Annotated in this window: 21 protein-coding genes; 3 read left to right on the top strand and 18 right to left on the bottom strand. The window is 72.0% G+C overall.

Translation table 11 applies throughout. The features are described from left to right. From hemA to VGR06_RS12675, 5 genes are all read right to left on the bottom strand, one after another. Positions 1-913, bottom strand: a 913-nt coding sequence (gene hemA, locus VGR06_RS12695) for a glutamyl-tRNA reductase (RefSeq protein ID WP_327559234.1), incomplete at its 3' end; no start/stop codon positions are given. Positions 914-1,007: 94 nt separating this feature from the next. After that, the gene (locus VGR06_RS12690) at positions 1,008-1,874 is read right to left on the bottom strand and encodes a redox-sensing transcriptional repressor Rex (protein ID WP_414637236.1); all 867 of its coding nucleotides are present in this window, start codon (positions 1,872-1,874) and stop codon (positions 1,008-1,010) included. A gap of 690 nt (positions 1,875-2,564) precedes the next feature. Beyond that, positions 2,565-4,139, bottom strand: a complete 1,575-nt coding sequence (locus VGR06_RS12685) for a molybdopterin-dependent oxidoreductase (protein ID WP_414637235.1) — start codon at positions 4,137-4,139, stop codon at positions 2,565-2,567. A 117-nt stretch (positions 4,140-4,256) separates the two neighbouring features. After that, the gene (locus VGR06_RS12680; protein WP_327559232.1) at positions 4,257-4,499 is read right to left on the bottom strand and encodes a glutaredoxin family protein; all 243 of its coding nucleotides are present in this window, start codon (positions 4,497-4,499) and stop codon (positions 4,257-4,259) included. Positions 4,500-4,644: 145 nt separating this feature from the next. Next, a complete protein-coding gene (locus VGR06_RS12675) occupies positions 4,645-6,159 on the bottom strand; it encodes an AMP-binding protein (RefSeq protein WP_327559231.1) in 1,515 nt (504 codons plus the stop codon). A gap of 250 nt (positions 6,160-6,409) precedes the next feature. Here VGR06_RS12675 and VGR06_RS12670 point away from each other — a divergent pair, with 250 nt between their 5' ends. The 3 genes from VGR06_RS12670 to VGR06_RS12660 all read left to right on the top strand — a co-directional run bounded on the left by VGR06_RS12670 (position 6,410) and on the right by VGR06_RS12660 (position 9,287). After that, positions 6,410-7,057, top strand: a complete 648-nt coding sequence (locus tag VGR06_RS12670; protein WP_414637234.1) for a sigma-70 family RNA polymerase sigma factor — start codon at positions 6,410-6,412, stop codon at positions 7,055-7,057. A 128-nt stretch (positions 7,058-7,185) separates the two neighbouring features. Next, positions 7,186-8,322 carry a DUF5667 domain-containing protein gene (locus VGR06_RS12665; RefSeq protein WP_327559229.1) on the top strand — a complete coding sequence of 379 codons (1,137 nt, stop codon included), beginning with the start codon at positions 7,186-7,188 and terminating at the stop codon, positions 8,320-8,322. A 146-nt stretch (positions 8,323-8,468) separates the two neighbouring features. After that, the gene (locus VGR06_RS12660; protein WP_327559237.1) at positions 8,469-9,287 is read left to right on the top strand and encodes an HAD-IB family hydrolase; all 819 of its coding nucleotides are present in this window, start codon (positions 8,469-8,471) and stop codon (positions 9,285-9,287) included. A gap of 228 nt (positions 9,288-9,515) precedes the next feature. On the opposite strand, the gene VGR06_RS12655 is transcribed toward VGR06_RS12660, so the two are convergent. The 13 genes from VGR06_RS12655 to VGR06_RS12595 form a co-directional block, all read right to left on the bottom strand. Next, the gene (locus VGR06_RS12655; RefSeq protein WP_327559228.1) at positions 9,516-10,511 is read right to left on the bottom strand and encodes a lysophospholipid acyltransferase family protein; all 996 of its coding nucleotides are present in this window, start codon (positions 10,509-10,511) and stop codon (positions 9,516-9,518) included. A 76-nt stretch (positions 10,512-10,587) separates the two neighbouring features. Then, positions 10,588-11,541 carry an NAD-dependent epimerase/dehydratase family protein gene (locus VGR06_RS12650; RefSeq protein WP_327559227.1) on the bottom strand — a complete coding sequence of 318 codons (954 nt, stop codon included), beginning with the start codon at positions 11,539-11,541 and terminating at the stop codon, positions 10,588-10,590. A gap of 101 nt (positions 11,542-11,642) precedes the next feature. Continuing rightward, positions 11,643-11,744 carry a 30S ribosomal protein bS22 gene (locus VGR06_RS12645; protein WP_018684825.1) on the bottom strand — a complete coding sequence of 34 codons (102 nt, stop codon included), beginning with the start codon at positions 11,742-11,744 and terminating at the stop codon, positions 11,643-11,645. 138 nt (positions 11,745-11,882) lie between these two features. Further along, positions 11,883-12,101, bottom strand: coding sequence for a helix-turn-helix domain-containing protein (locus VGR06_RS12640; RefSeq protein WP_327559226.1), 219 nt, complete (start codon positions 12,099-12,101; stop codon positions 11,883-11,885). A 258-nt stretch (positions 12,102-12,359) separates the two neighbouring features. Beyond that, the gene (gene proC / locus VGR06_RS12635) at positions 12,360-13,190 is read right to left on the bottom strand and encodes a pyrroline-5-carboxylate reductase (protein ID WP_327559225.1); all 831 of its coding nucleotides are present in this window, start codon (positions 13,188-13,190) and stop codon (positions 12,360-12,362) included. A 21-nt stretch (positions 13,191-13,211) separates the two neighbouring features. Beyond that, positions 13,212-14,069 (bottom strand): thioesterase family protein, encoded by an 858-nt coding sequence (locus VGR06_RS12630; RefSeq protein ID WP_327559224.1) that lies wholly within the window; start codon positions 14,067-14,069, stop codon positions 13,212-13,214. Between the two features lie 58 nt (positions 14,070-14,127). Then, a complete protein-coding gene (locus tag VGR06_RS12625; RefSeq protein ID WP_327559223.1) occupies positions 14,128-15,054 on the bottom strand; it encodes a proline dehydrogenase family protein in 927 nt (308 codons plus the stop codon). A gap of 220 nt (positions 15,055-15,274) precedes the next feature. After that, complete coding sequence (locus VGR06_RS12620) at positions 15,275-16,051, bottom strand: sugar phosphate isomerase/epimerase family protein (RefSeq protein WP_327559222.1); 777 nt, start codon at positions 16,049-16,051, stop codon at positions 15,275-15,277. A 4-nt stretch (positions 16,052-16,055) separates the two neighbouring features. Continuing rightward, positions 16,056-17,309, bottom strand: a complete 1,254-nt coding sequence (locus VGR06_RS12615; protein WP_327559221.1) for a hypothetical protein — start codon at positions 17,307-17,309, stop codon at positions 16,056-16,058. Positions 17,310-17,367: 58 nt separating this feature from the next. Further along, a complete protein-coding gene (locus tag VGR06_RS12610; protein ID WP_327559220.1) occupies positions 17,368-18,324 on the bottom strand; it encodes a Ppx/GppA phosphatase family protein in 957 nt (318 codons plus the stop codon). Positions 18,325-18,359: 35 nt separating this feature from the next. Then, positions 18,360-19,046: a response regulator transcription factor gene (locus tag VGR06_RS12605; RefSeq protein WP_327559219.1), complete on the bottom strand. Its 687-nt coding sequence runs from the start codon at positions 19,044-19,046 to the stop codon at positions 18,360-18,362. Further along, positions 19,043-20,257, bottom strand: coding sequence for a sensor histidine kinase (locus VGR06_RS12600; protein WP_327559218.1), 1,215 nt, complete (start codon positions 20,255-20,257; stop codon positions 19,043-19,045). The genes VGR06_RS12605 and VGR06_RS12600 overlap by 4 nt, the downstream gene beginning before the upstream one ends. A gap of 202 nt (positions 20,258-20,459) precedes the next feature. Beyond that, entirely contained in the window at positions 20,460-21,335 is an 876-nt protein-coding gene (locus tag VGR06_RS12595; protein ID WP_414637237.1) for an oxidoreductase, read from the bottom strand. Between the last annotated feature and the right edge of the window lie 3 nt (positions 21,336-21,338).

The raw sequence follows: 21,338 nt of genomic DNA, 5'->3' as shown, positions 1-21,338 counted from the left end.
GGCTCTCCAGGTCGACGACCGTCACCCCGGGAACCGCGGCCACCCCGAGGCTCACGTCCCGCGGCAGGCCGAGGTCGCAAACCACCAGCGGGCGCTGCGCCGGCCGCGCCGCCACCATGGCGTCCACGATCACGGTTCCGGCCGCGCCGGTGCAGGACACCACCACGTCCGCCGCGGCGATCCGCTCGGCCAGCCCGGTCAGCCCGACCGCGGTCGCCGGCACGCCCTGCTCCCGCAGCGACTCCGCCAGCCGCGCGCCGTTGTCCGTGCTGCGGTTGGCGATGACGACCTCGCCGATGCCCGCCCGGCGCAGCGCCGCCGCGCTCAGCGCGCCCATCGAGCCGGCGCCGACGATCAGGGCCCGCTTGCCGGCCAGCCCGCCCAGCGCCGCCCCGGCGTCGGCCAGCGCCTCGGCCACCACCGAGCGGCCGGCCTGGTCCAGCCCGGTCTCGGCGTACACCCGCTTGCCGACCCGCAGCGCCTGCTGGATCAGCTCGTGCAGGGTCCGGCCGACGGTCCCGGCCGTGCGTGCGGTGTTGTAGGCGGCCCGCACCTGGCCGAGGATCTGCGCCTCGCCGACCACCATCGAGTCCAGCCCGGCGGCCACGGTGAACAGGTGCTCCGCCGCGGCCCCGGCGTAGTGCACGTACAGGTGCTGGTACACCGACGCGGTGTCGATGCCGGCGTGCCGGGCCAGCACCACGACGATCTCGGCGAGGCCGGCGTGGAAGGCCTCCACCACCGCGTACACCTCGACCCGGTTGCAGGTGGAGATCAGCACGACCTCGGCGACCGAGTCACAGCGCAGCAGCTCGTCGAGCAGCTTCCCGGCCTCGTCGGCGGGCACCGTGGCCCGCTCCAGCACACGCAGATCGGCCGTCCGATGCGACAGGCCAACCGCCAACACGCTCATCAGGCCGTCACCTCGCAAGCTCGGAGACGGCTAGCCCCGCCGCCTCGCAGGCTCGGCGGCGGTGCAGTGCTCAACGATTCGCTCGCAAGCTCGCTCATGAGACCACCACCCCGTCCATCCCGCGGTCGAGCACCGGCGCCACCCCGTTGACCTGTGGTGGGGTTGGCGCGGCGCCGTCTGCCCTGCGGGCCACATGGAAGGACAGGATCTGCAGCTCAACCGCGAGATCGACCTTGCGGACCTCGACGGTGTCCGGGACCTGCAGAACCACCGGCGCGAAGTTCAGGATGCACTCCACGCCGCCTTCCACCAACCGGTCGCACACAGCCTGTGCGGCGGCCGGCGGGGTGGCAATAACCCCAATGGAAACTTCACGTTCGGTGCAGACCCGCGCGATGTCGTCGATGTGGTTGACCGGCAGGCCGCCCACCGGGATCCCGATCAGGTCGGCGTCCACGTCGAACAGCGCCGTCACCGGGAACCCACGCCCGGGGAACCCGCCGTAGTTGGCCAGCGCGTGCCCCAGGTTTCCGATCCCCACGACCGCCACACTGTGTCTACGGGTCAGGCCGAGGATCCGTTCGATCTGGTCGATCAGCACCTCGACCTCGTACCCCACACCGCGCGTGCCGTACGAGCCGATGTAGGACAGATCCTTGCGCAGCTTGGCCGAGTTCACCCCGGCCGCCGCGGCGAGCTCCTCGCTGGACACCGAGCCGACGCCCTGCTCCTGCATGCCGGACAGCACCCGCAGGTACACCGCGAGCCGCGCCACCGCGGCCTCCGGAATCGCCCTCGCCCGGTCCCGCGCGGCGGGCACCGTCGGATCGAACCCGACCCCGTCGGTCACGGCCGGCATCGGCGTCGTGGTCTCCGCGTCACTCGGTGTCGGGGCAGTACGCCCGACCCCATCACGTTGGCCACGCTGCGCCACGCCGGTTCTCCTCGACAGACTCTGCATCTGGGATGTGTGAACACGGTAGCTGCTTGTGAACACATGCACAAAGTCGCCGGCCAGGGCCATGTACCAAGCACACAACGCCCCGCTTGAGCAGGAATGGAGGCTCGGGAAACCCATGGGAGGACAACCGGGCGGCGGTTGGCGGAGTGGCTGGGTGCAAAGAGGGCAAGGACGGGGATGGCCGGCGGGGTGGTGGAGTTGCGGTGCCCGGCCGGCGGTGTCGAGGACCAAGCCGGCGCCGCTGCGCGGCCCGGCGGGCGGGACTGGTGAGGCGGGGGTGGCACGAGTGGGGACAGGAGGTTGAAGATCGCTGTCGGGTGCGGCTCCCTCGGAGGGAGTTGTGGATCTTGATCAGGCCAGCGTCCTGAAGGACGCCTTCAGGACGTTCCATGACAGGAAGGGTCCCTTCAGGACATCAGGCTCCGAGCCGCCGCCAGCCGGCCAACGACCGGTAACCCCCTCCAGCAGAGCCACACCCAACAGCGATCTTGAATCCCAAGACCACGGTCCGGCAATCGCCCCCCGCGCGCAGACCGGCACCCGACCGACCCGGCCGCCCACCCGCCTTCCCAAGCCATCTTTAAAAGCCGCGCTCCTCGACACCGCCGCTCGCCAACGCGACCCGACCGGCCCCGACAAGCCGCGCGCAGCCCACCCAGGCCCACAACGGCCCCTGCGCCCCGCTGGCCGTCAACTCGCGGTGAACACGACGGAGTGCCAGCCGGTGGCGCCGTCGGGGTCGGGCCGGGCGCGCTGGTCGGTCTGGGTGTAGCCGGTGCGGTCGGTGGCGCGGACCTCGAACTTGTGCTCGCCCTTGGGGACGTCGAACCGCACCCGCCACATGCGCCAGGTGTCGACGCTGACCTCGGTGGCGAGCTGGGCCGGGCGCCACTCGCCCTCGTCCATCCGGACCTCGACCTTGTCGACGCCGACGTGCTGGGCCCAGGCGATGCCGGCCACGATCACGCCGCCGGCCGGGACGGTGTCGAACCCGCCGGGGCGGTCGATCCGCGACTGGGTCTTGATCGGGGCCTTCGCCGCCCAGCCCCGCGGAATCCAGTAGCCCTCCTTGGCGTCGAACCGGGTGAGCTCCCAGTCGACCACCCACTTGGTGGCCGAGATGTAGCCGTACAGCCCGGGCACCACCATCCGCGCCGGGAAGCCGTGCTCGACCAGCAGCGGCTCGCCGTTCATCCCGATGGCCAGCAGCGCCTCGCGGTTCGGGTCGAGCAGCGCGTCCACCGGAGTGCCCGCGGTGAAACCGTCGACGCTGGTGGAGAACAGCTGGTCGGAGCCGGGTTTGACGCCGGCTTCGCGGAGCAGGTCGCGGATCGGCACGCCGACCCAGTTGGCCGTGGAGATGTACTCGCCGCCCACCTCGTTGGACACGCAGGTCAGCGTGACCGGGCGCTCGACCAGCGCGCGGTTCCGGATGTCGCTGAAGCTGAAGCTGATCTCCTTGTCCACCAAGCCATGGATCTTCAAGTGCCAGTCGTCGGCGCGCAGCCGGGGCGTGGTGAGCGCGGTGTCCACCCGGTAGAAGTCACGGTTGCCGGTGATGAACCGCGGCGTGCCGTCGGCCGCGAAGTCGGAGCCGGCCGGGACCGGCGGGAGCGGCTCGGCCGGGGTCACCGCGCCGACCGCGGCCCGCGACTCCTCCACGTCGACCCGCGTGGCCAGGAGCTGGCCACTCCCGCCGAGCACCCCCGCCCCCACCGCGACGCCCGCGGACGTGCGCAGGAACCGCCGCCGCGACCGGTCCACCTGCTGATCCGAGATGTCCGGCCGGGGCAGCGCCAACCCGTGCAGCCAGCGGAACGTCAGCACGCCGGCGACGACGCTGGCCAGCGGGGCGATGATGCCGAGCTGGCCGACGTCCGGGCGGTTCAGCACGGCCAGGAAGCCGAGCAGCCCGACGGTCGCGGCCAGTATCTCCCCGGGCAGCGGGCGGCGCCGGGACAGCAGCCCGGCCACGGCGGCCACGATGACCAGCACCACGCCCATGCCCAGCAGCAGCACCACCTTGTCGTAGACGCCGAACGTGCGGACCGCGAAATCCTTGAGCGGCAGCGGAGTCAGGTCGATCGCGGTGTTGCCGACGGCGAGCAGCGGCGAGGCGGGCGGGTCGATGAACCCGGCCACCAGGTGCCCCGCGGCGAGCGCGGCGGCCACCGAGAGCACGCCGACCAACACCGCGACCGGCCGGGAGAGCTGCGCCGCCGGCTCGGCGTCCGGGGTTTCCACGATGCGTTCGGTGGTGTCCACACCTCTATTTCGTGGCAAACGGCGCCAAGGTTCAACCGAATCCGGGTTACCGAGTGCTTACCTCGTGGAGTGCGATGAAGGGGGCCTTCCTCGCACTGGGCGTTAGGAAGGCCGCCTTCATCGCATTCCCCCACCGAGCGCCGCCCGGAACCGCTCCTCCTCGACCCGCCAGTACCCGTGCTCGACGCCGTCGATCAGGATCACCGGCACCCGGTCGCCGTACTCACCGCGCCACTCCGGATCGCCGTCCACGTCCTCGACGGTCCACGCCACACCCAGCTCACCGCAGATCCGCCGGACGTCCGCCTCGGCCGCCGCGCACGCGTGGCAGTCGCGGCGGCTCATCACGGTGACCTTCATGCCGTGCTCTCCACCTCGGGAATGTTGGCCATGGTCGTGGGTCGCCTTGGCTGCTCGGTCACCGGACCGCTCCTCGGGCAGACCTCGTTCCTCGGCCTGCCGTCGTCGCGGTGGGCCAACTCCCTCGGCTGGCATTCCGCAAGCTTCATGCCAGCATCCCGCGCAGGCTGGCCCTCCGGAGCTTGCCGGTGACCGAGTGCGGCAGCGCGTCGACGAACTCCACGACGCCCGGCACCTTGAACTTCGCGAGTCTCTTCTCGCAGTGCTCGCGGACCGCCTCCTCGGTGAGCGCCGCCCCCGGGCGCAGCACCACGACGGCCTTGACCCGCTCGCCGGTGCGCTCGTCCGGCACCCCGACCGCGGCCGACTCGGCCACCCCGTCCAGCTCGCCGAGCACCCGCTCCACCTCGTGCGGGTACACGTTGAAGCCGTTGACGATGATCAGGTCGTTGGCCCGGTCCACCAGGTGCAGGTCGCCGTCGGCGTCCAGGTAACCGACGTCGCCGGTGCGGAACCAGCCCTCCTTGTCCGGCCCGCCCGCCCCGTCCGGCCAGTACCCGCTGAACAGGTTCGCCCCGCGCACCGACACCAGACCGGTCTCGCTGTCCCCGTCCGGCTCGTCCATGAGCTCGTCCGGGTCGTCCACCGCGGCGACCGGCGTACCGTCGCTGTCCACCAGGCGCAGCTCCACCCCGGGGATCGGCCGCCCCACCGAGCCGGCCTTGGCGACCCCGCCGACCAGCGTGGACGTGAGCACCGGCCCGGTCTCGGTGAGCCCGTAGCCCTCGAACACGGCGAGCCCGGTCGCCTGCCGGATCGCGCCCAGCACCGGCCCGGGCAGCGGCGCCGCCCCCGAGGTGAGCAGCCGCATGCTGGCCAGCGCGCCCGCCAGCCGCTCGGCATCCACCCCGGCGAACGCCTGGTACATCGGCGGCACCCCGACCATCGCGGTCACCCGGTGCCGTTCGCACAGCTCCAGCGCCCGCTCGGTGGAGAACTTGTCCATCAGGACCGCGGTCGCCCCGGCCGCGGCCACCTGCAGCAAGCCCGGCCCCAGCCCGTAGAGGTGGAACAGCGGCACCGCGAGCAGCACCCGGTCGGTGGCGTTGACCGGCGCCGGCCGCAGCGCCGCACACTGCTCGACGTTGGCCAGCAGCGCCCGGTGCGAGAGCATCACGCCGCGGGGCACACCGGCGGTTCCGGAGGTGTAGCAGAGCACCGCGAGGCCCTCACCCGCCCGGGTGATTCCGGCCGGCGCCTCGGCGGCCGCCACGTCGAGCTCCGGCGCCGCCACCGCGGTCACCCCGGCGCTTTCGGGGCCCGAACCGACCAGCAGTCGCACCCCGCTGTCGGTCAGCACCCGGCGCAGCTCCGGCTCCGGCGACTCCACGCTCAGCGGCACCGCCACCGCGCCGGCCCGCAGCACGCCGAACAGCGTGACCACGAACGCAGCCCCGCCAGGCAGCACCATCGCCACCCGGTCGCCGGCCTCCACACCGGACTCCAGCAGCCGCGCGGCGAACGCGCTGACCGCGCCGTCCACCTGCCGCCAGGTCAACTCGTGTCCGGCGGCATGATCCACCAGCGCGAGGTGCTCGGGCACCGCGGTGGCCGCCGCGGCGACCAGGTCGGCGACGTTGCCGGTGCGCGCTTCGACCATCGGGACCTCTTTCTGCGTAATGCTTGTCGTCGCAGGGCCGAAGTGTGTCATGGGTTACCGGCGTCATGATTGGAGTACCTGTGGCGTCCTGGTGACCAGGGCTCACTGAACATCTACCTACCTAGCAGTAACAACACACGTATGCTGCCTAACGGCTCCGAGTGGTGGTGCGATCACCCGGGGACCGACGAGGAGTGGCGATGGCCTCACCAACGACATCGCCGCGGCGGTGCAGGGGTGCGGCCACCCCATGACACGTCAGGCGCGGTCGGGCGCGCCCATGCCCTCGGAAACCTCGGTGCACGTGCAGGTGCACGACATCGATACGGTGACGACCGTGCCAGAGGCCCGTGATCCCGGCGAGTCCTGGGCTCTGGTGCACGCCGCGCAGCGCGGGGACACCTCGGCATTCGCCCAGCTCTACGACCGCTACGTGGACGTGGTGTTCCGCTACGTGCTGTTCCGGGTCGGTGACCGCGAGCTCGCCGAGGACGTGACCAGCGAGACGTTCCTGCGCGCGCTGCGCCGGATCACCTCGGTCAGCTACCAGGGCCGCGACGTCGGCGCCTGGTTCGTCACCATCGCCCGCAACCTGGTGCTCGACCACGTCAAATCCAGCCGGTTCCGGCTCGAGATCGCCACCGCCGAGGTCGACTCGCAGCGTGTCGAGTCCGGCCCGGAGCAGCAGGTCATGTCCAAGGTCACCAACGCCGCCCTGCTGGAGTGCGTCGGGCAGCTCGGCGACGACCAGCGGGAGTGCATCGTGCTGCGGTTCCTGCAGGGCCTGTCGGTGGCCGAGACCGCGGAGATCATGAACCGCAACGAGGGCGCGGTGAAGGCGTTGCAGCACCGGGCGGTGCGCCGGCTCGCCCAGCTCCTCCCGGCGGAACTGAGGTGACGCACGGTCCGTAACTTGGTAGAGAGCCAATCGTTTTTCACAGTGCGAGATCCGCTACGTGGATCAACAAGCCGGAGCAGATGGTGGACAGCGGAACTGGATCGCCCGGGCCGGACGGCCCGAGAGAGGTGGACGAACGCACCATCGTCCACCTCGTGCGCGGCCTCGCCCCGCTGACCGCGCCCGACGCGCGGGCGAGGGACCGCATGCGGGAGCGGATCCTGGCCGGGCTGCCCACCACCACCTCCGGCCACACGACCACGGTCGCGGAACGGCACACGGCGCCCGGCCGGCGTAGGCGGTTACCGCGTACCCGGCCCGCCGGGGCCGGCCGGGGAACTGCCCGCCCCGGCGACCCACCGAGAGCCGGCACCGGGGCCCGCGCGCGGTTCGCGATCGCCGCGGTCGCGCTGCTCGCCCTGGTGCTCTCGCTCACCGGAATGAGCCTGCTGCTGGCCAGGGACGCGCTGCCGGGCGACACGCTCTACGGCGTCAAACGCACCGCCGAGGCGGCCTCGCTCGGGCTCACCTTCGGCGACGAGCCGAAGGCGCTGAAGCACCTGGAGTTCGCCGCGTCCCGGGTGACCGAGATCGAGACGCTGGCGCAGCGCTACGCCAACCCGGCCGACGCACCGGTCGGCGGCTACCTCACCGCGCTCAGCGACTTCGACAACGACGCCGCCGCCGGTTCCCGCCAGCTCATCGCGCTGGCCACCCGCAACGACGGCCGGCAGCTGGAGTCGTTGCGGGACTGGGCGAAGCAGCAGGACACCCGGCTTTCCGCGGTGGCCCCGAGGCTGCCCGGCTCGGCCCGCAGCCGGGAGAGCGCCTCGCTCGACCTGCTGACCAAGATCTCCGGCCGGGCGGACGCGCTGCTCGCCCGCATGCAGTGCTACCAGATCACCACCGGCTCGTTCGACGACATCGGCGCGCTGCCGGCCACCGGCGTCTGCGAGCGCATCCCCGGCGCCCCTTCGCCGGCCCAGACCGCGCCCAACGCCGGCAACACCCGCCAGCAGCCGCTCCCCGGCCAGACCCTGACCACGCCACCGGGCGCACCGCAGGCCCAATCCCAGACCCCGGCACCCGGTCAGCCGGCGCCGAGCGGCGCACCCGGGGCCCTCCCGGGCATCCTGCCGACGACCTCGACCCCGTCCGGCTCCACCGGCACCCAGTCGCCGACGATCACCCTTCCGCTGCCGCTGCCCACCATCGAGGTGCCCCCGCTGGCCCCCGGCCTGCCCGGGGTTCGCATCGGGAGCTAGCCGGCACCGATCGCTACCCTTGGCCCAGGCGCTGGTCGAACCCGGAGGCGAATGCGGTGTCCCGTCGGCAGGACGAGAGGAAGGTCCACGAGCTCGAGCGGCTGGCCGAGCTGGCTGGTGCGGCGTCGGCCGAGGCCGCGGTCACGATGGAGCTCCCCGAGCCGGCCGAGGACGCGAAGCCGGTGCCGCTCGACCTGACCGCCGCGGCCTTCTTCGACGTCGACAACACGATGATGATGGGCGCGTCGATCTTCCACTTCGCCCGCGGGCTGGCCGCGCGGAAGTTCTTCACCAACTCCGACCTGGCCCGCTTCGCCCTGCAGCAGGTCAAGTTCCGGGTGGCCGGCAAGGAGAGCCAGGACGGCATCCGGGCCAGCCGCGAGCAGGCCCTGTCCTTTGTGGCCGGTCATACCGTGGACGAGCTCAACATCCTCGGCGAGGAGATCTACGACGAGCTGATGGCCGACAAGATCTGGCCCGGCACCCGGGCGCTCGCCCAGATGCACCTCGACGCCGGGCAGCGGGTCTGGCTGGTCACCGCCACCCCGGTGGAACTGGCCACGATCATCGCCCGGCGCCTGGGCCTCACCGGCGCCCTCGGCACCGTCGCCGAGCACGAGGACGGCGTCTACACCGGCCGCCTCGTCGGCGAGATGCTGCACGGCCCGGCCAAGGCCCACGCGGTCCGCGCCCTCGCCGCCCGCGAAGGCCTCGACCTGCGCCGCTGCACGGCCTACTCCGACTCCGCCAACGACGTCCCCATGCTCTCCGTGGTCGGCACGGCCGTCGCCGTCAACCCCGACAGCGGCCTGCGCGAGGTCGCCCGCAAACGCAGCTGGGAGATCCGCGACTTCCGCACCGGCCGCAAAGCCGCCAAGATCGGCGTCCCGTCAGTCCTGGGCGCCGGCGCCGTAGCCGGAGCGGTGGCTGTCGGCCTCGCCTACCGCAAACGAGAGAACGCGTAGCCCGCCTCGCTGATTCAACACGCCGAGAAATCGTTCATGATCGCCAGAAGTGGGCGTTCCCGTTCGCATATGAGCGTGAACGCCCACAAACAACGATCATGTTCTGGCGCAAGGGAATGAGTCCACGGCAGGGGTGCGGAGGTAGTGCGGCGAAGGCGTCCTTGGTCACCCTGGGCGCGAGGAAGGACGCCTTCGTCGCGCTCGGTCCAGAGTCACAGCAACGTCGGGTTAGCCGAGGAACGGGTTGCGGCGCTGGGCGAGGAGTTTGTAGAGGGTTTGCTGGATGGTTTCGCGGATCTGGTCGGTGGTGTTGAAGACGAACATGGGGTCGTCTTCGGCGGCGGCCGGGTCGGGGTGGAGGGGGGCGCCGAACTCGATGTGCCACTTGGAGGGGAGCGGGATCGCGCCGAGGGGGCCGAGGAGGGGGAAGAGCGGGGTGATGGGGAAGTAGGGCAGGCCGAGCAGGCGGGCGACCGGGCGCAGGTCGGCGATCTTGGGGTAGATCTCCTCGGCGCCGACGATGGCGCACGGGATGATCGGCACGCCGGAGCGCATCGCGGCCGCGACGAAGCCGCCGCGGCCGAAGCGCTGCAGCTTGTAGCGGTCCCGGAACGGCTTTCCGATGCCCTTGAAGCCTTCGGGCCACACGCCGACCAGTTCGCCGGCGTTGAGCAGGCGTTCGGCGTCGGGGTGGCAGGCCAGAGTCTGGCCGGAGCGGCGGGCCAGCGCGCCGAGGAGCGGCACCTGGAACACGAGGTCGGCGCCGAGCATCCGGAGGTGGCGGTGGCGCGGGTGGGTGTCGTGTACGGCGACGGCGGTCATCACGGCGTCGAGCGGCAGGGTGCCGGCGTGGTTGCAGACCACGAGCGCGCCGCCGGTCAGCGGGAGGTGCTCGGCGCCGGTCACCTCGACCCGGAACCAGTGCTGGTAGAGCGGGCGGAGCAGGGGCAGCAGGACGCGGTCGGTGAGCTCCTGGTCGAAGCCGAACTCGTCGACCGGGTAGTCGCCGGTGACCCGCCGGCGCAGGAAACCGGCCAGGTCGGCGATCCGGTGCTGGAAACCCTCGACGCCGGCCGGTTCGCGGCGCGGGTGCAGCGGGATGGGCTCGGCCGGTTGCGTGGGTCTGGCCGGGGCGCGCCGGGGGACGGCGCCCTTCGCCGGGGCCGTGATGGTGTTGGGCCGGCGATCCGCGCGCTGCAGCGGGATCACCTGTGCTTGTGGCATGCTGCGCTACCTTCCAGACTCCCCTGTGTTGGCGCTCAGCTCTGAGCCTTGATGGCGTTGTTCGGGTGCGCCGGCCTCAGCCTCGGCCGAGCACGTAGTCGTCGAACGCCGCCGCCGTGGTCCACCGCGGCGGGTATCCGAACGCGGTCTTCAACCGGCTGGTGTCGAGCACCCGGCCGTAGTTGAGGAACTGCACCTGGTCCGGTGAGAAGTCCACCGGACGGCCGCCGCGGAACAGCGTCGCCATCGCCGGGATGGCCGAGCGGAGCAGCGGCAGCGGGACCCGGCCGGCCTTGCGGATCGCCTGGGACAGCATGAGCACGCCGTCGCCGCCGGCGTTGTAGACACCGGGCAGGTCGTGCACCGCCGCCCGCTCCAGCACCGCCAGCGCGTCGTCGACGTGCAGCAGCTGCATCCGGGCGTCGAAGCCGAACACGGTCGGCACCACCGGCAGGGCGAAGTACCGGGTCATGACGGTGTCCACACCCGGACCGATCACGTTGGCGAGCCTCAGCGTGGTGACCACGGCGTCGGGCCGGCGCCGGCTGAACCCGCGGACGTAGCCCTCGACCTCGACGGCGTCCTTGGCGTACCCGCTGGTGGCGATCTCCGCCGGCGGGTCGTCCTCGGCGAACACGGCCGGCGCCCGGGAGCCCGCGCCATACACCGCCGCGGTGGACTTCACCACGAGCTTGCGCACCGTGCGGGACCGCTGGCAGGCGGCCAGCAGCTGCATGGTGCCGATGACGTTCATCTCCTTGAGGTGGCTGCGGCGCGCCGGTCCCGGCGGGTTCACCAGGGTCGACGCGTGCACCACCGTGTCCACCCCGGCCGAGGAGATGATCTTGGCGATCATCGGGTGGCGGATGTCCAGGCGCACGAACTCGACGCGCCCGCGGGCATCCTTCGCCGGCGGCGTGGTGTCCACGCCGAGGACTCGTTCGATGTCCGGGTTGGCGGCGAGCCGTGCGGCCAGGGTGCCACCGAGAGTGCCGCCAACGCCGGTCACCAGGACGACGTTGGGGGTCATGTGGTCTTGTGGTCCTTAGGGATCAGCCGTTGAGATACGCGACTCTACCCGCGTCCGGTGATCAAGATACCCTCGGCAACACGCTATTAACGCAGGTCATACTACTTCTTCAGCTTGCGCCGCTGAACCCGCGTCTTCCGCAGCAACTTGCGGTGCTTCTTCTTCGACATGCGCTTGCGGCGCTTTTTGATGACCGAACCCATGCGGATCCTTCGCTGTTGTCAGTGGTCGTCACACGGCTTGAGCTCCGGTGCGGGCAGCGACCACTGGGCGGCGTGCGAAGGCACCAGGCACAACGATCGTCAAGAATACCGGTGCCGCGGATCAGGCTTGCAGGCGGCTCAGCCGGCGTCGAAGTAGGCGCCCTCCAGGTAGGCGTGCACGGCCTTCTCCGGCACCCGGAACGACTTGCCGACCCGGACCGCGGGAAGCTCACCGTTGTGCACCAGGCGGTACACGGTCATCTTGGACACCCGCATCATCGCGGCCACCTCGGCCACGGTCAGAAACTGCACCTGGGCAACCCCTGGGGCGTCCAGGTCCCTCTTCTTCGCCGGCATGAGTCACCGCGTCCTTCGTGACACGTGTCGCGCCACCGGCTTCCCCACCGGCGGAACGGACACGCACGTGCTTCTCCAGAGGGTAGCGTGACACCTGTGACTGATGCGACAGTACCGCCTCTCCGGAATTCTTGATGCGGTTGCGTTCCAGCCGATGGTGCGGTTGGCGGGTGAGCCGTGGCTGGGTGCCGTCACGGTCCCCTGAGGTGCGGTTGGCAGGGGCGGACCCAGATCCTGCGCGATGAGCCACGGTCTCGCTCAGTCGAGGCGGTGCTGGCGGCCTAGTTCCTCGGAGCGGTCGCGGGCCGCCTCGATGGCGGCCAGCAGGGCCGCCCGCACGCCGTGTTTCTCCAGCTCACGGATGGCCATGATGGTGGTCCCGGCCGGCGAGGTGACCGCCTCCCGCAGGATCACCGGGTGCTCCCCGGTCTCGGCGAGCATCGTGGCCGCCCCCACCGCCGACTGGATGATCAGCTTCTCCGCCACCGCCCGCGGCAGCCCGAGCAGGATGCCGGCGTCGATCATGGCCTCGACCAGGTAGAAGAAGTAGGCCGGCCCGGACCCGGAGAGCGCCGTCACCGCGTCCTGCTGCGACTCCGGCACCCGCACCACCTTGCCGACCGCCTCCAGCACGTGCTCCACGATGTCCAGGTGCTCCGGCCCGGCGTGCCCGCCCGGCGAGATCGCGCTCATCGCCTGCCCCACGACGGCCGGGGTGTTCGGCATGACCCGCACCACCGGCACTCCCGCCGGCAGCCGCCGCTCGTACAGCGCGGTCGGCAACCCCGCGCACAGCGAGACCACCAGCGTCGGCGGGCTGATCACCGGCGCCAGCTCGTCCAGCAGCGGCTCGATGTCCTGCGGCTTCACCGCGACCACCAGGACGTCCGCCTCGTGCGCCGCGGTCGCCACGTCGACCCCGCGCAAGCCGTACCGCTTGCTCATCTCCGCCGCGCGGTCGGCATGCCGCTCGGTGAACATCAACTCGTCCACCCGCCGCCCGGCGCTGAGCAACCCGGACAGCAACGCCTCCCCGATCTTCCCCGCCCCCAGCACGGCGATCGTGGGCCGCTCACCATTCGCAGTCATGCGTAGAGCGTGCCAGAGCGGTCAGGCGAGGGCGGCCAGGGCCAGCTGGCGGGACTGGCAGATGAGCCGGCCGGTGGCGTCGATGACGGTGGCGTCGGAGTCGAACCAGGGGCCGTGGACGGCACGGGACTCGACGAGGACGCGGAGCCAGCCCGGCGAGGGGCGGGAGCGGAGCAGGGCGGTCATCTGGACGGTGGGGGTCCAGCCGAAGCGGCCGAGGTTGAACGTCAGGGGCATGTTGATGTCGCCGGCCACGATGGCGAAGAGGGCGTCGACCGGTTCGGCCCGGGGGCGGACCCAGAGCCGCAGGCGGAGCGGGTCGCCGATGTGGCCGTGCAGGAAGCCGGCGCCGTTGGGGTCGAGGCGGATGTCGCAGGTGGCGGTCAGCTTGAACACCGAGGCGAGCGGGAGCGCGGCGACCTCGACCGCGTTGCCCGGGGGCTCGGCGGACAGGTTCGGCAGATCGGACCAGGCCGCGCGCTCCCTGGGTAAGCGGCCGGTGGTCACCACCCCCTCGACGCAACTCTTGCCCCGCTGCTCCAGGTGGACGGCGGTGACGGTGGCCTGGCGGCCGGACTTGCGGAGCTCGGTGCGCAGCAGGACCGGGCCGGCGCTGGGCGGGTTGAGGAACTGGGCGCTCACCGCGAGCGGGTCGATCAGGGGGGCGCCGGAGCCGCCGCTGTGCGTGGCCATGGCGGTGCGGGCCAGCAGGGAGAGCAGGAACCCGCCGTGCGGGCGGCCGCGCACCGTCCAGGTGGCCGGGAGCTCCGCGGTGAACGTGCCGTCGCCGAGCGGACGAACCCGGGACGCCGACGCGAACGGGCCGGCCGTGACCGCCCCCTGGGCGCGTGCGTCTCCCTGGCCAGCAACACTGCTCATGATCATTATCCTGCCCTGTGGGTCGAACCGTCGGATGTGCGTGCCCCCGCGCGCAAGCTCACGACCTGGAAGCCAAGGCTCGCAGGAAGAACGCCGTGTTGGCCGGGCGTTCGGCGAGCCGGCGCATCAGGTAGCCGTACCACTCGGCCCCGTACGGCACGTAAACCCGGACCGTGTGCCCGAGCTGGGCCAGCCGGAGCTGCTCGTCCGGCCGGATCCCGTAGAGCATCTGGAACTCGAAGCTGCCGGGCTTGCGGCCGTAGAACGCGGCGCGGTCGCCGACCAGCCGCACCAGCCGCGGGTCGTGCGTGGCGAACATCGGGTAGCCGTCGCCGGAGAGCAGGGCGAGCGCGCACCGCACGTAGCTCAGGTCGACCTCGTGGGTGTCCGGGAAGGCCACCTCGGGCGGCTCGAAGTACGCGCCCTTGCACAGCCGCACCCGCGACCCGGCGACCGCCAGCCGCCGGCTGTCGTCCAGCGTGCGCCGCAGGTACGACTGCACCACCGCGCCCACCCACGGCCAGGTTCCGCGCAGCTCCGCCAGGATCCGCAACGTGGAGTCGGTGGTGGTGTGGTCCTCCATGTCCAGCGTGACCGTGGTGCCATGGCTCTCCGCGGCCGCGCAGATCCGGGACGCGTTGGCCAGCGCCAGCTTCTCGTCGAGCAGCTGGCCGACCGCGGTGAGCTTCACGCTGACCTCGGCCCGCTCGGCGAGCCCACCCTCGTCCAGCGCGTCGAGCAGCTCGAGGTAGGCCCGGACCACCGCGTCGGCCGTCGCCTCGTCCGTGGTGTCCTCGCCGAGGTGGTCCAGCGTGACGGTCAGCCCCTCGCGCACCAGCTTCCTGGTCACCTCGACCGCGTCCGCCGTGGTCTCCCCGGCCACGAACCGGCGCACCACGTCCCGGCTCACCGGTGCGGTGGCCACAACCCGCCGGATGGTGTTGTTGCCTGCGGCAGCCAGGATGAGCGTGCGCAACGGGTTCACCGCGTCACCTCGCAAGCTCGGTCGGCGGCGATCCCTAGGAACGAGATCGCTCGCAGGCTCAGCGCCAGGGCAGTGCTCAATGGTTCGCTCGCAAGCTCGCTCAACCCATCACCTCGCAAGCTCGGTGCTGGAGACCCCGCCGCCTCGTCCCTCGGCGGCGGGCAGTGCTCAACGGTTCGCTCGCAAGCTCGCTCACGCGCAGACTGTACGACGCGTGTGATCAGGTTCCGAGGTGCAGTCGGGCGAACAACAATGCCTCGGCGAGGTCTTTCGCGCGCTCCGCCGGGCGGCGGGCCCGGCGGGTGTTGATCTCCACGACCACCTGGCCGGCGAAGCCGCCGCGGGCGAGCTCCTCGCACAGCTCCGCACACGGCTGATTTCCGCGCCCCGGCACCAGATGCTCGTCGCGCGGCAGGCCGCTGCCGTCAGCCAGGTGCACGTGGACGAGGCCGTCGCCCATGCGTTTGGCCATCTCCAGCGCATCGGCCCCGGAGGCCGAGGTGTGCGACAGGTCCAGGGTGTAGTGCCGGTGGCCGACGTCGGTCGGGTCGGTGGACGGCCGGAACGCCGACAGCTCGCTGCCGAAGCGGCGCACCGGGAACATGTTCTCCACCGCGATCGCGATGCCGCTGTCCGTCTCCAGCTCGGCAACGAGGTCCGGGAACGCGTCGGCGTAGCGGCGCTGCCAGCGGAACGGCGGGTGGATCACCACGGTGCCGGCGCCGAGGTCGGCCGCGGCCCGCACCGACCGGCGCAGCCGCTCCTCCGGGTCCGGCGACCAGACCCGCTGGGTGATCAGCAGGCAGGGCGCGTGCACGGCCAGGACCGGTACCCCGTACTGCCGGGCGGCCCGGCGCAGTGCCGCGACGTCCTGGCTCATCGGGTCGGTCCACACCATGACCTCGACGCCGTCGTAACCGAGCTCGGCGGCGAGCACGAACCCCGCCGCCGCGGTCTGCGGCCACACCGACGCCGTGGACACGCCGATGGGTGGCATGGGTTTACCGACTCAGCAGGATCAGCGCTGCCGGGGAGACGGTGACGAACAGGCCGACCAGGACGGCGAGACCGGTGGTCTGCAGGTCGTCGGCGCGCCGGATCCTGCGCACGATCCAGACCAGACCGACGATCACGGCGAGCGCGGCGACCAGGGCGGCCTGCGGGAACCGGCCCCAGAGCCAGTTGAAGCCGAGCCACACCGCGGCACCGCCGACCACGCTGACCGCGACCTGGCCGGCCATGATCAGCCACTCCCGGCCGGGCGACGGGGCGTCCTCGTCGGCCAGGTCGTCGTCCTCGACGTACTCGTCCGACTCGACGTCGTCCTCGTCCGGATAGTCACGGTAGTCGGCGAACTCGCCGTCGGGGCTGTCCTCGTCCAGCTCCGGGTACTCGTCCGGGTAGCGCTCCGGGGCCAGCCCGTTGCGCTGCTCGGGACCGGCCGGCACCGGTCCGAAACCGGCTCGGGACGGCGGGAACGGGACGGGGTGCGACCCGGTGCCGGTGCGCCCGGGCGCCGGCGGGATCCGGGGCATCTGCTCGGTGGCCGCCTCCGGCACGTTGCCGTTGCGGGGCGGGGCCGGGAAGTAGCCGGAACCCTGCTGCGGGCCGGCCGCGGGCGCCGGGAAGGTGCCGGACGGCATCTGCGGGGGCGGCGGTGCGGGACGGGACCGCCGGGTGGGCGGGGCCGGCCGGGTGGGCTCGGGAGAGTCCAGGATCGCCGGGATCTGGGAGGTCGGCGGCGCGTCGTTCACCGGCGGCGCGGGCTGCCGGACCGCCGGGGGAGCCTGCCGCGCCTGGCTCGGCGGGGGGGCCGAGTCGTTCACCCGGGGCGCCGGCTGCCGGGCCGGCGGCGCCTGCCTTGGTGGCGCGGGGGTGTCGTTCACCTGGGGCGGCGGCGCGGCCTGCCGGGTGGGCGCGGGCTTCGGGGGGGCCGGCGCGGGCCGGGGCGGCGGGGTGGCCGCGGCGCGCGGTGGTGGCTGGACGGGGCGGTGCTCACCGGTCGGCTGGTGGTGGCTGGCCGGGCGCTGCCGGTGCGAGGTGCGGGTCGGCGGCGGCTGGTCGTCCCGGATGGGGGCGATCTTCGCGCTCTCCGAGTTGACCCGCTCGATGATCGCCTGCGGCCCGGTGTCGCCGGTGTCGTCACGTCTGCGCCGGCGGCGAGGGGCGCGTTCGCCCGTGTCGCCGCCGTACATGGCAAGCAGCTCCGCGACGGTTCGCTGCTGCGTGCTTTCCGGTCCGCCTTCGTGACTCATCGACTCCACCGTGCCCGACACCGGTCACCTCGTCCAGCGTCCGGGCAGACCTCCGTCCTCATTGCGAATCCACCACAGTCTGATACTCACCGTCCGTCTGGTCCAGCCGCCTGAGGATCACACCCTCGCGCAGGGCCCACGGGCAGATCTCCACCTCCGGCTGGGAAAGTGCCCGCATCGAGGCCCGCGCGACCAGCGCGCCGGCCACCAGCTGGTGCGCCCGGCTGGGGCTCACGCCCTCCAGTTCGGCCAGGTCCGCGGCCGACATCCGGGAGATGAACGCGATCACCTGGCGCAGCCCGGCCTCGGTGAGCACCCGGCGGGCCCGCGGCCCGGCCGAGGACGGCGCGGCGCCGGTGAGCCGGGCCAGCGACCGGAACGTCTTCGAGGTGGCCACGACGCGGTCCGGCTCACCGAGCTTGGCCAGCTTCTTGGCCACCGGGGCGAGCTGGTCGGCCAGCCAGTCCTCGGCGTCGATGACCTCTCCCCGGGTCGGCGGGTCGTTCGCGAACCGGGTCCGGGTCAGCCGGCCGGCCCCGAACGGCAGCGAGGTGGCGAAGTCGGGCGTCTCGTGCACGCCCGCGGCGATCTCCAGCGAGCCACCGCCGATGTCCAGCACCAGCAGCCGCCCGGCCGACCAGCCGAACCAGCGCCGGGCGGCCAGGAACGTGAACCTGGCCTCGTCCTCGCCGGAGAGCACCTGCAGGTCGACGCCGGTCTCGTCGAGGACGCGCTCCAGCACCCTGACCGAGTTGTCCGCCTCGCGCACCGCCGACGTGGCGAACGCCATGAAGTCGTCGCAGCCCAGCTTCTCCGCCGACGCGCGGGCCTCGGCCACGGTCCGGATCAGCTCGTCCGCGCCGGTCCTGGACAGCTCGCCGGACTTGGTGAGCCGCTCGGCCAGGCGCAGCACAGACTTCTCGGAGCGGGCCGGCACCGGGGCGGCACCCCGATGCGCGTCCACCACGAGCAGGTGAACCGTGTTCGATCCGACGTCAAGCACCCCTAGGCGCACCCAGGAAACGTTACCTGCCCGTTGTCGCGCGCGGGTCAGGACTCGAACTTGTAGCCGAGACCACGCACCGTGACCAGGTGCCGCGGCGACGAGGGGTCGGGTTCGATCTTGGAGCGCAGCCGCTTGACGTGCACGTCAAGGGTCTTGGTGTCGCCGACGTAGTCCGCGCCCCAGACCCGGTCGATGAGCTGGCCCCGGGTGAGCACCCGGCCGACGTTGCGCAGCAGGTACTCCAGCAGGTCGAACTCCTTGAGCGGTAAGGAGATCTCCGCACCGTCCACGGTCACCACGTGCCGCTCGACGTCCATCCGGACCGGGCCGGCGGCGAGCACCTGGGGCAGCAGCTCGCCGTCGCCAGCCTCGCCGCCGCGGCGCAGCACCGCGCGCACCCGGGCGATCAGCTCGCGGGCGGAGTACGGCTTGGTCACGTAGTCGTCCGCGCCCAGCTCGAGGCCGACCACCTTGTCGATCTCGCTGTCCCGGGCGGTCACCATGATCACCGGGACCGCGGAGCGCTGGCGCAGCGCCTTGCACACGTCGGTGCCGCTCATCCCGGGCAGCATCAGGTCGAGCAGCACGATGTCCGCGCCGTTGCGGTCGAACTCCTCGAGCGCCTGCTGGCCGGTGCCGGCCACGGCCGCCGTGAACCCCTCCTTGCGCAGCAGGAAGGCGAGCGGGTCGGCGAAGGACTCCTCGTCCTCCACGATGAGCACCCTGGTCACAACGCTCCTCCATGATCGGTCGACGCGACCGGGACCGCCGGATCGCTGTGTTCAATTCCTTTGCTCGATGGCGGAGCGCCAGTGGTGCGCTGGGCCGGGGTCACCAACCCGTGCGCGGGCAGGCGCAGCGTGAACGTGGAGCCGGTGCCGAGCTTGCTCCACAGCCTGACCTCGCCGCCGTGGTTGGCGGCGACGTGCTTGACGATGGCGAGGCCGAGCCCGGTGCCGCCGGTGGCCCGGGAGCGGGCCCGGTCGACCCGGTAGAAGCGCTCGAACACCCGCTGCTGCTCGTCCTCGGCGATGCCGATGCCGCGGTCGGTCACCGCGATCTCGACGAACCCGTCGACCAGCCGGCGGCTGACCGACACCGGGCTCCCCGGCGGGGAGTAGGCGACCGCGTTCTCCAGCAGGTTGGACAGGGCCGTGACCAGCAACGTCCGGTCACCGGCGACCAGCAGGCAGCTGTCGGTGTCGGTGGCGATGTTGATCCCGGTGGACTCGCTGGCCAGCCGCGAGCGGCCGAGCGCCTCCCGCACCACGGCGTCCACCTCGACGGTGTTCAGCTCGGGCAGCCGCTCGGCGCCCTGCAGCCGGGACAGCGCGATCAGCTCGGTGACCAGGGTGCCGAGCCGGGTGGCCTCGTGCAGGATCTTGGCGGTGAACCGCTTGACGGCCGGCGGGTCGTCGGCGGCGTCCAGCACCGCCTCGGCGAGCAGGGCCATGGCGCCGACCGGGGTCTTCAGCTCGTGGCTGACGTTGGCCACGAAGTCCCGCCGGGTGGCCTCCAGCCGCACCGCGTCCGACTCGTCGGCGGCGTCCACCGCGGTGAACCCGTCACCGAGCGGGCGGACCTCGCCGAGCACGGCCTCCGGCTGGCGGCCCCGGGCGGCCAGCGGGGAGAGGTCGATCTCCATCGGGTCGCCGGTCTCCCGCACCACCTCGGCGGCCTTCCCGGCGCGCGGGTCGACCCGGTGGTTGCGCACCAGGCCGAGCTCGGCCGCGCGCGGGTTGTGCAGCACGACGTCGCCGAAGTGGTTGAGCACCACGATCCCGTTGTGCGAGGAGTGCACCAGCCGCTGCACCAGCGCGGCGACGGTCGGACCGGCCGGCCGGTCCACCCGCCGGCGCCGGGCCAATCCGATCACGAGGCCGGCGAGGAGGCCGACCAGCAGGGCGCCGATCGACAGGATCAGCCAGACCACGTCGGTCACGTGCGCATCGTAAGCAGGTCAACGGCCTGGAAGGCCAGCACCGCGCGGCACTAGTGACGGCCGTGACACCTGTTCGCCTTCAGGTCAAGATCCGTTCACCGGCCCGTAAGGGCTCACCGGCGAGGAGGGTGGGCCGGAGGTCTGCCCGACGAGTCGGTCCGGTGCCCGCCGCCGGCTGAACCGGCGAGTGCTTTTCGAGCCCTTACCCTGATTTGGACACCGTGTCCAACTCGGCCAGATCCTGATCGGTCAGCTCAATCGCGCCGACGGCCACGTTGTCCTCGAGGTGCTGGACCGACGAGGTGCCGGGGATGATCAGGATCGCCGGTGACCGGTGTAGCAGCCAGGCCAGCGCGAGCTGCCGGCTGGTGACCCCGTGCCGAGCGGCGACCTGCTCGAGGACCTGCGCCTGGATCGGCTGGAACCCGCCGAGCGGGAAGAACGGCACGTAGGCGACACCCTGCTCGGCGCAGGCGTCGACCATGGCGTCGTCCTGCCGGGCGGTCACGTTGTACAGGTTCTGCACGCAGGCCACCGGGGCGATCGCGCGGGCCTCGGCCAGTTGGGCCGCGGTGGCGTTGCTCACCCCGAGGTGGTGGATCAGCCCCTGCTCGCGCAACTCGGCGAGCGCGGTGAACTGCTCCTCGATCGGGCCTTCCTCCGGTCCCTCCAGGCCCATCATCCGCAGGTTGACCGCGCCGAGCCGGTCCACCCCGAGCCGCTTCAGGTTGTCGTGCACGGCTTGGCGCAGGTCCGCCGGCGAGTTCCACGGCAGCCAGTTGCCCTTGTCGTCGCGCCGGGCCCCGACCTTGGTCACCAGCACCAGGTCCGCCGGGTACGGGTGCAGCGCCCGGTGGATCAGCTCGTTCACCACGAACGGCCCGTAGTAGTCGGAGGTGTCGATGTGGTTCACCCCGAGCTCGACGGCCCGGCGCAGCACCGCGATCGCCTGCTCCTCGTCTTTCGGCGGCCCGAACACGCCGGCGCCGGCGAGCTGCATCGCGCCGTAGCCGATCCGGTTCACCCGAAGGTCGCCGCCGAGGTCCCAGCGCCCGGCGGCGGTCGCGGTCACATTCATCGT

The sequence above is a fragment of the Actinophytocola sp. genome, assembly GCF_036002505.1.
GTDB lineage: Bacteria > Actinomycetota > Actinomycetes > Mycobacteriales > Pseudonocardiaceae > DASYTH01.
Note: the sequence above shows the minus strand (reverse complement) of the source record. Positions and strands in the feature narration are given on the sequence as shown.

Bases quoted from the DNA above. Each gene is read 5' to 3' on its own strand.
- VGR06_RS12690 (WP_414637236.1), bottom strand. From the start codon at position 1,874: ATGCAGAGTCTGTCGAGGAGAACCGGCGTGGCGCAGCGTGGCCAACGT.
- VGR06_RS12680 (WP_327559232.1), bottom strand. From the start codon at position 4,499: ATGAAGGTCACCGTGATGAGCCGCCGCGACTGCCACGCGTGCGCGGCG.
- VGR06_RS12675 (WP_327559231.1), bottom strand. From the start codon at position 6,159: ATGGTCGAAGCGCGCACCGGCAACGTCGCCGACCTGGTCGCCGCGGCG.
- VGR06_RS12670 (WP_414637234.1), top strand. From the start codon at position 6,410: ATGACACGTCAGGCGCGGTCGGGCGCGCCCATGCCCTCGGAAACCTCG.
- VGR06_RS12660 (WP_327559237.1), top strand. From the start codon at position 8,469: ATGGAGCTCCCCGAGCCGGCCGAGGACGCGAAGCCGGTGCCGCTCGAC.
- VGR06_RS12655 (WP_327559228.1), bottom strand. From the start codon at position 10,511: ATGCCACAAGCACAGGTGATCCCGCTGCAGCGCGCGGATCGCCGGCCC.
- VGR06_RS12650 (WP_327559227.1), bottom strand. From the start codon at position 11,541: ATGACCCCCAACGTCGTCCTGGTGACCGGCGTTGGCGGCACTCTCGGT.
- VGR06_RS12645 (WP_018684825.1), bottom strand. From the start codon at position 11,744: ATGGGTTCGGTCATCAAAAAGCGCCGCAAGCGCATGTCGAAGAAGAAG.
- VGR06_RS12640 (WP_327559226.1), bottom strand. From the start codon at position 12,101: ATGCCGGCGAAGAAGAGGGACCTGGACGCCCCAGGGGTTGCCCAGGTG.
- proC (WP_327559225.1), bottom strand. From the start codon at position 13,190: ATGACTGCGAATGGTGAGCGGCCCACGATCGCCGTGCTGGGGGCGGGG.
- VGR06_RS12630 (WP_327559224.1), bottom strand. From the start codon at position 14,069: ATGAGCAGTGTTGCTGGCCAGGGAGACGCACGCGCCCAGGGGGCGGTC.
- VGR06_RS12620 (WP_327559222.1), bottom strand. From the start codon at position 16,051: ATGCCACCCATCGGCGTGTCCACGGCGTCGGTGTGGCCGCAGACCGCG.
- VGR06_RS12615 (WP_327559221.1), bottom strand. From the start codon at position 17,309: ATGAGTCACGAAGGCGGACCGGAAAGCACGCAGCAGCGAACCGTCGCG.
- VGR06_RS12595 (WP_414637237.1), bottom strand. From the start codon at position 21,335: ATGAATGTGACCGCGACCGCCGCCGGGCGCTGGGACCTCGGCGGCGAC.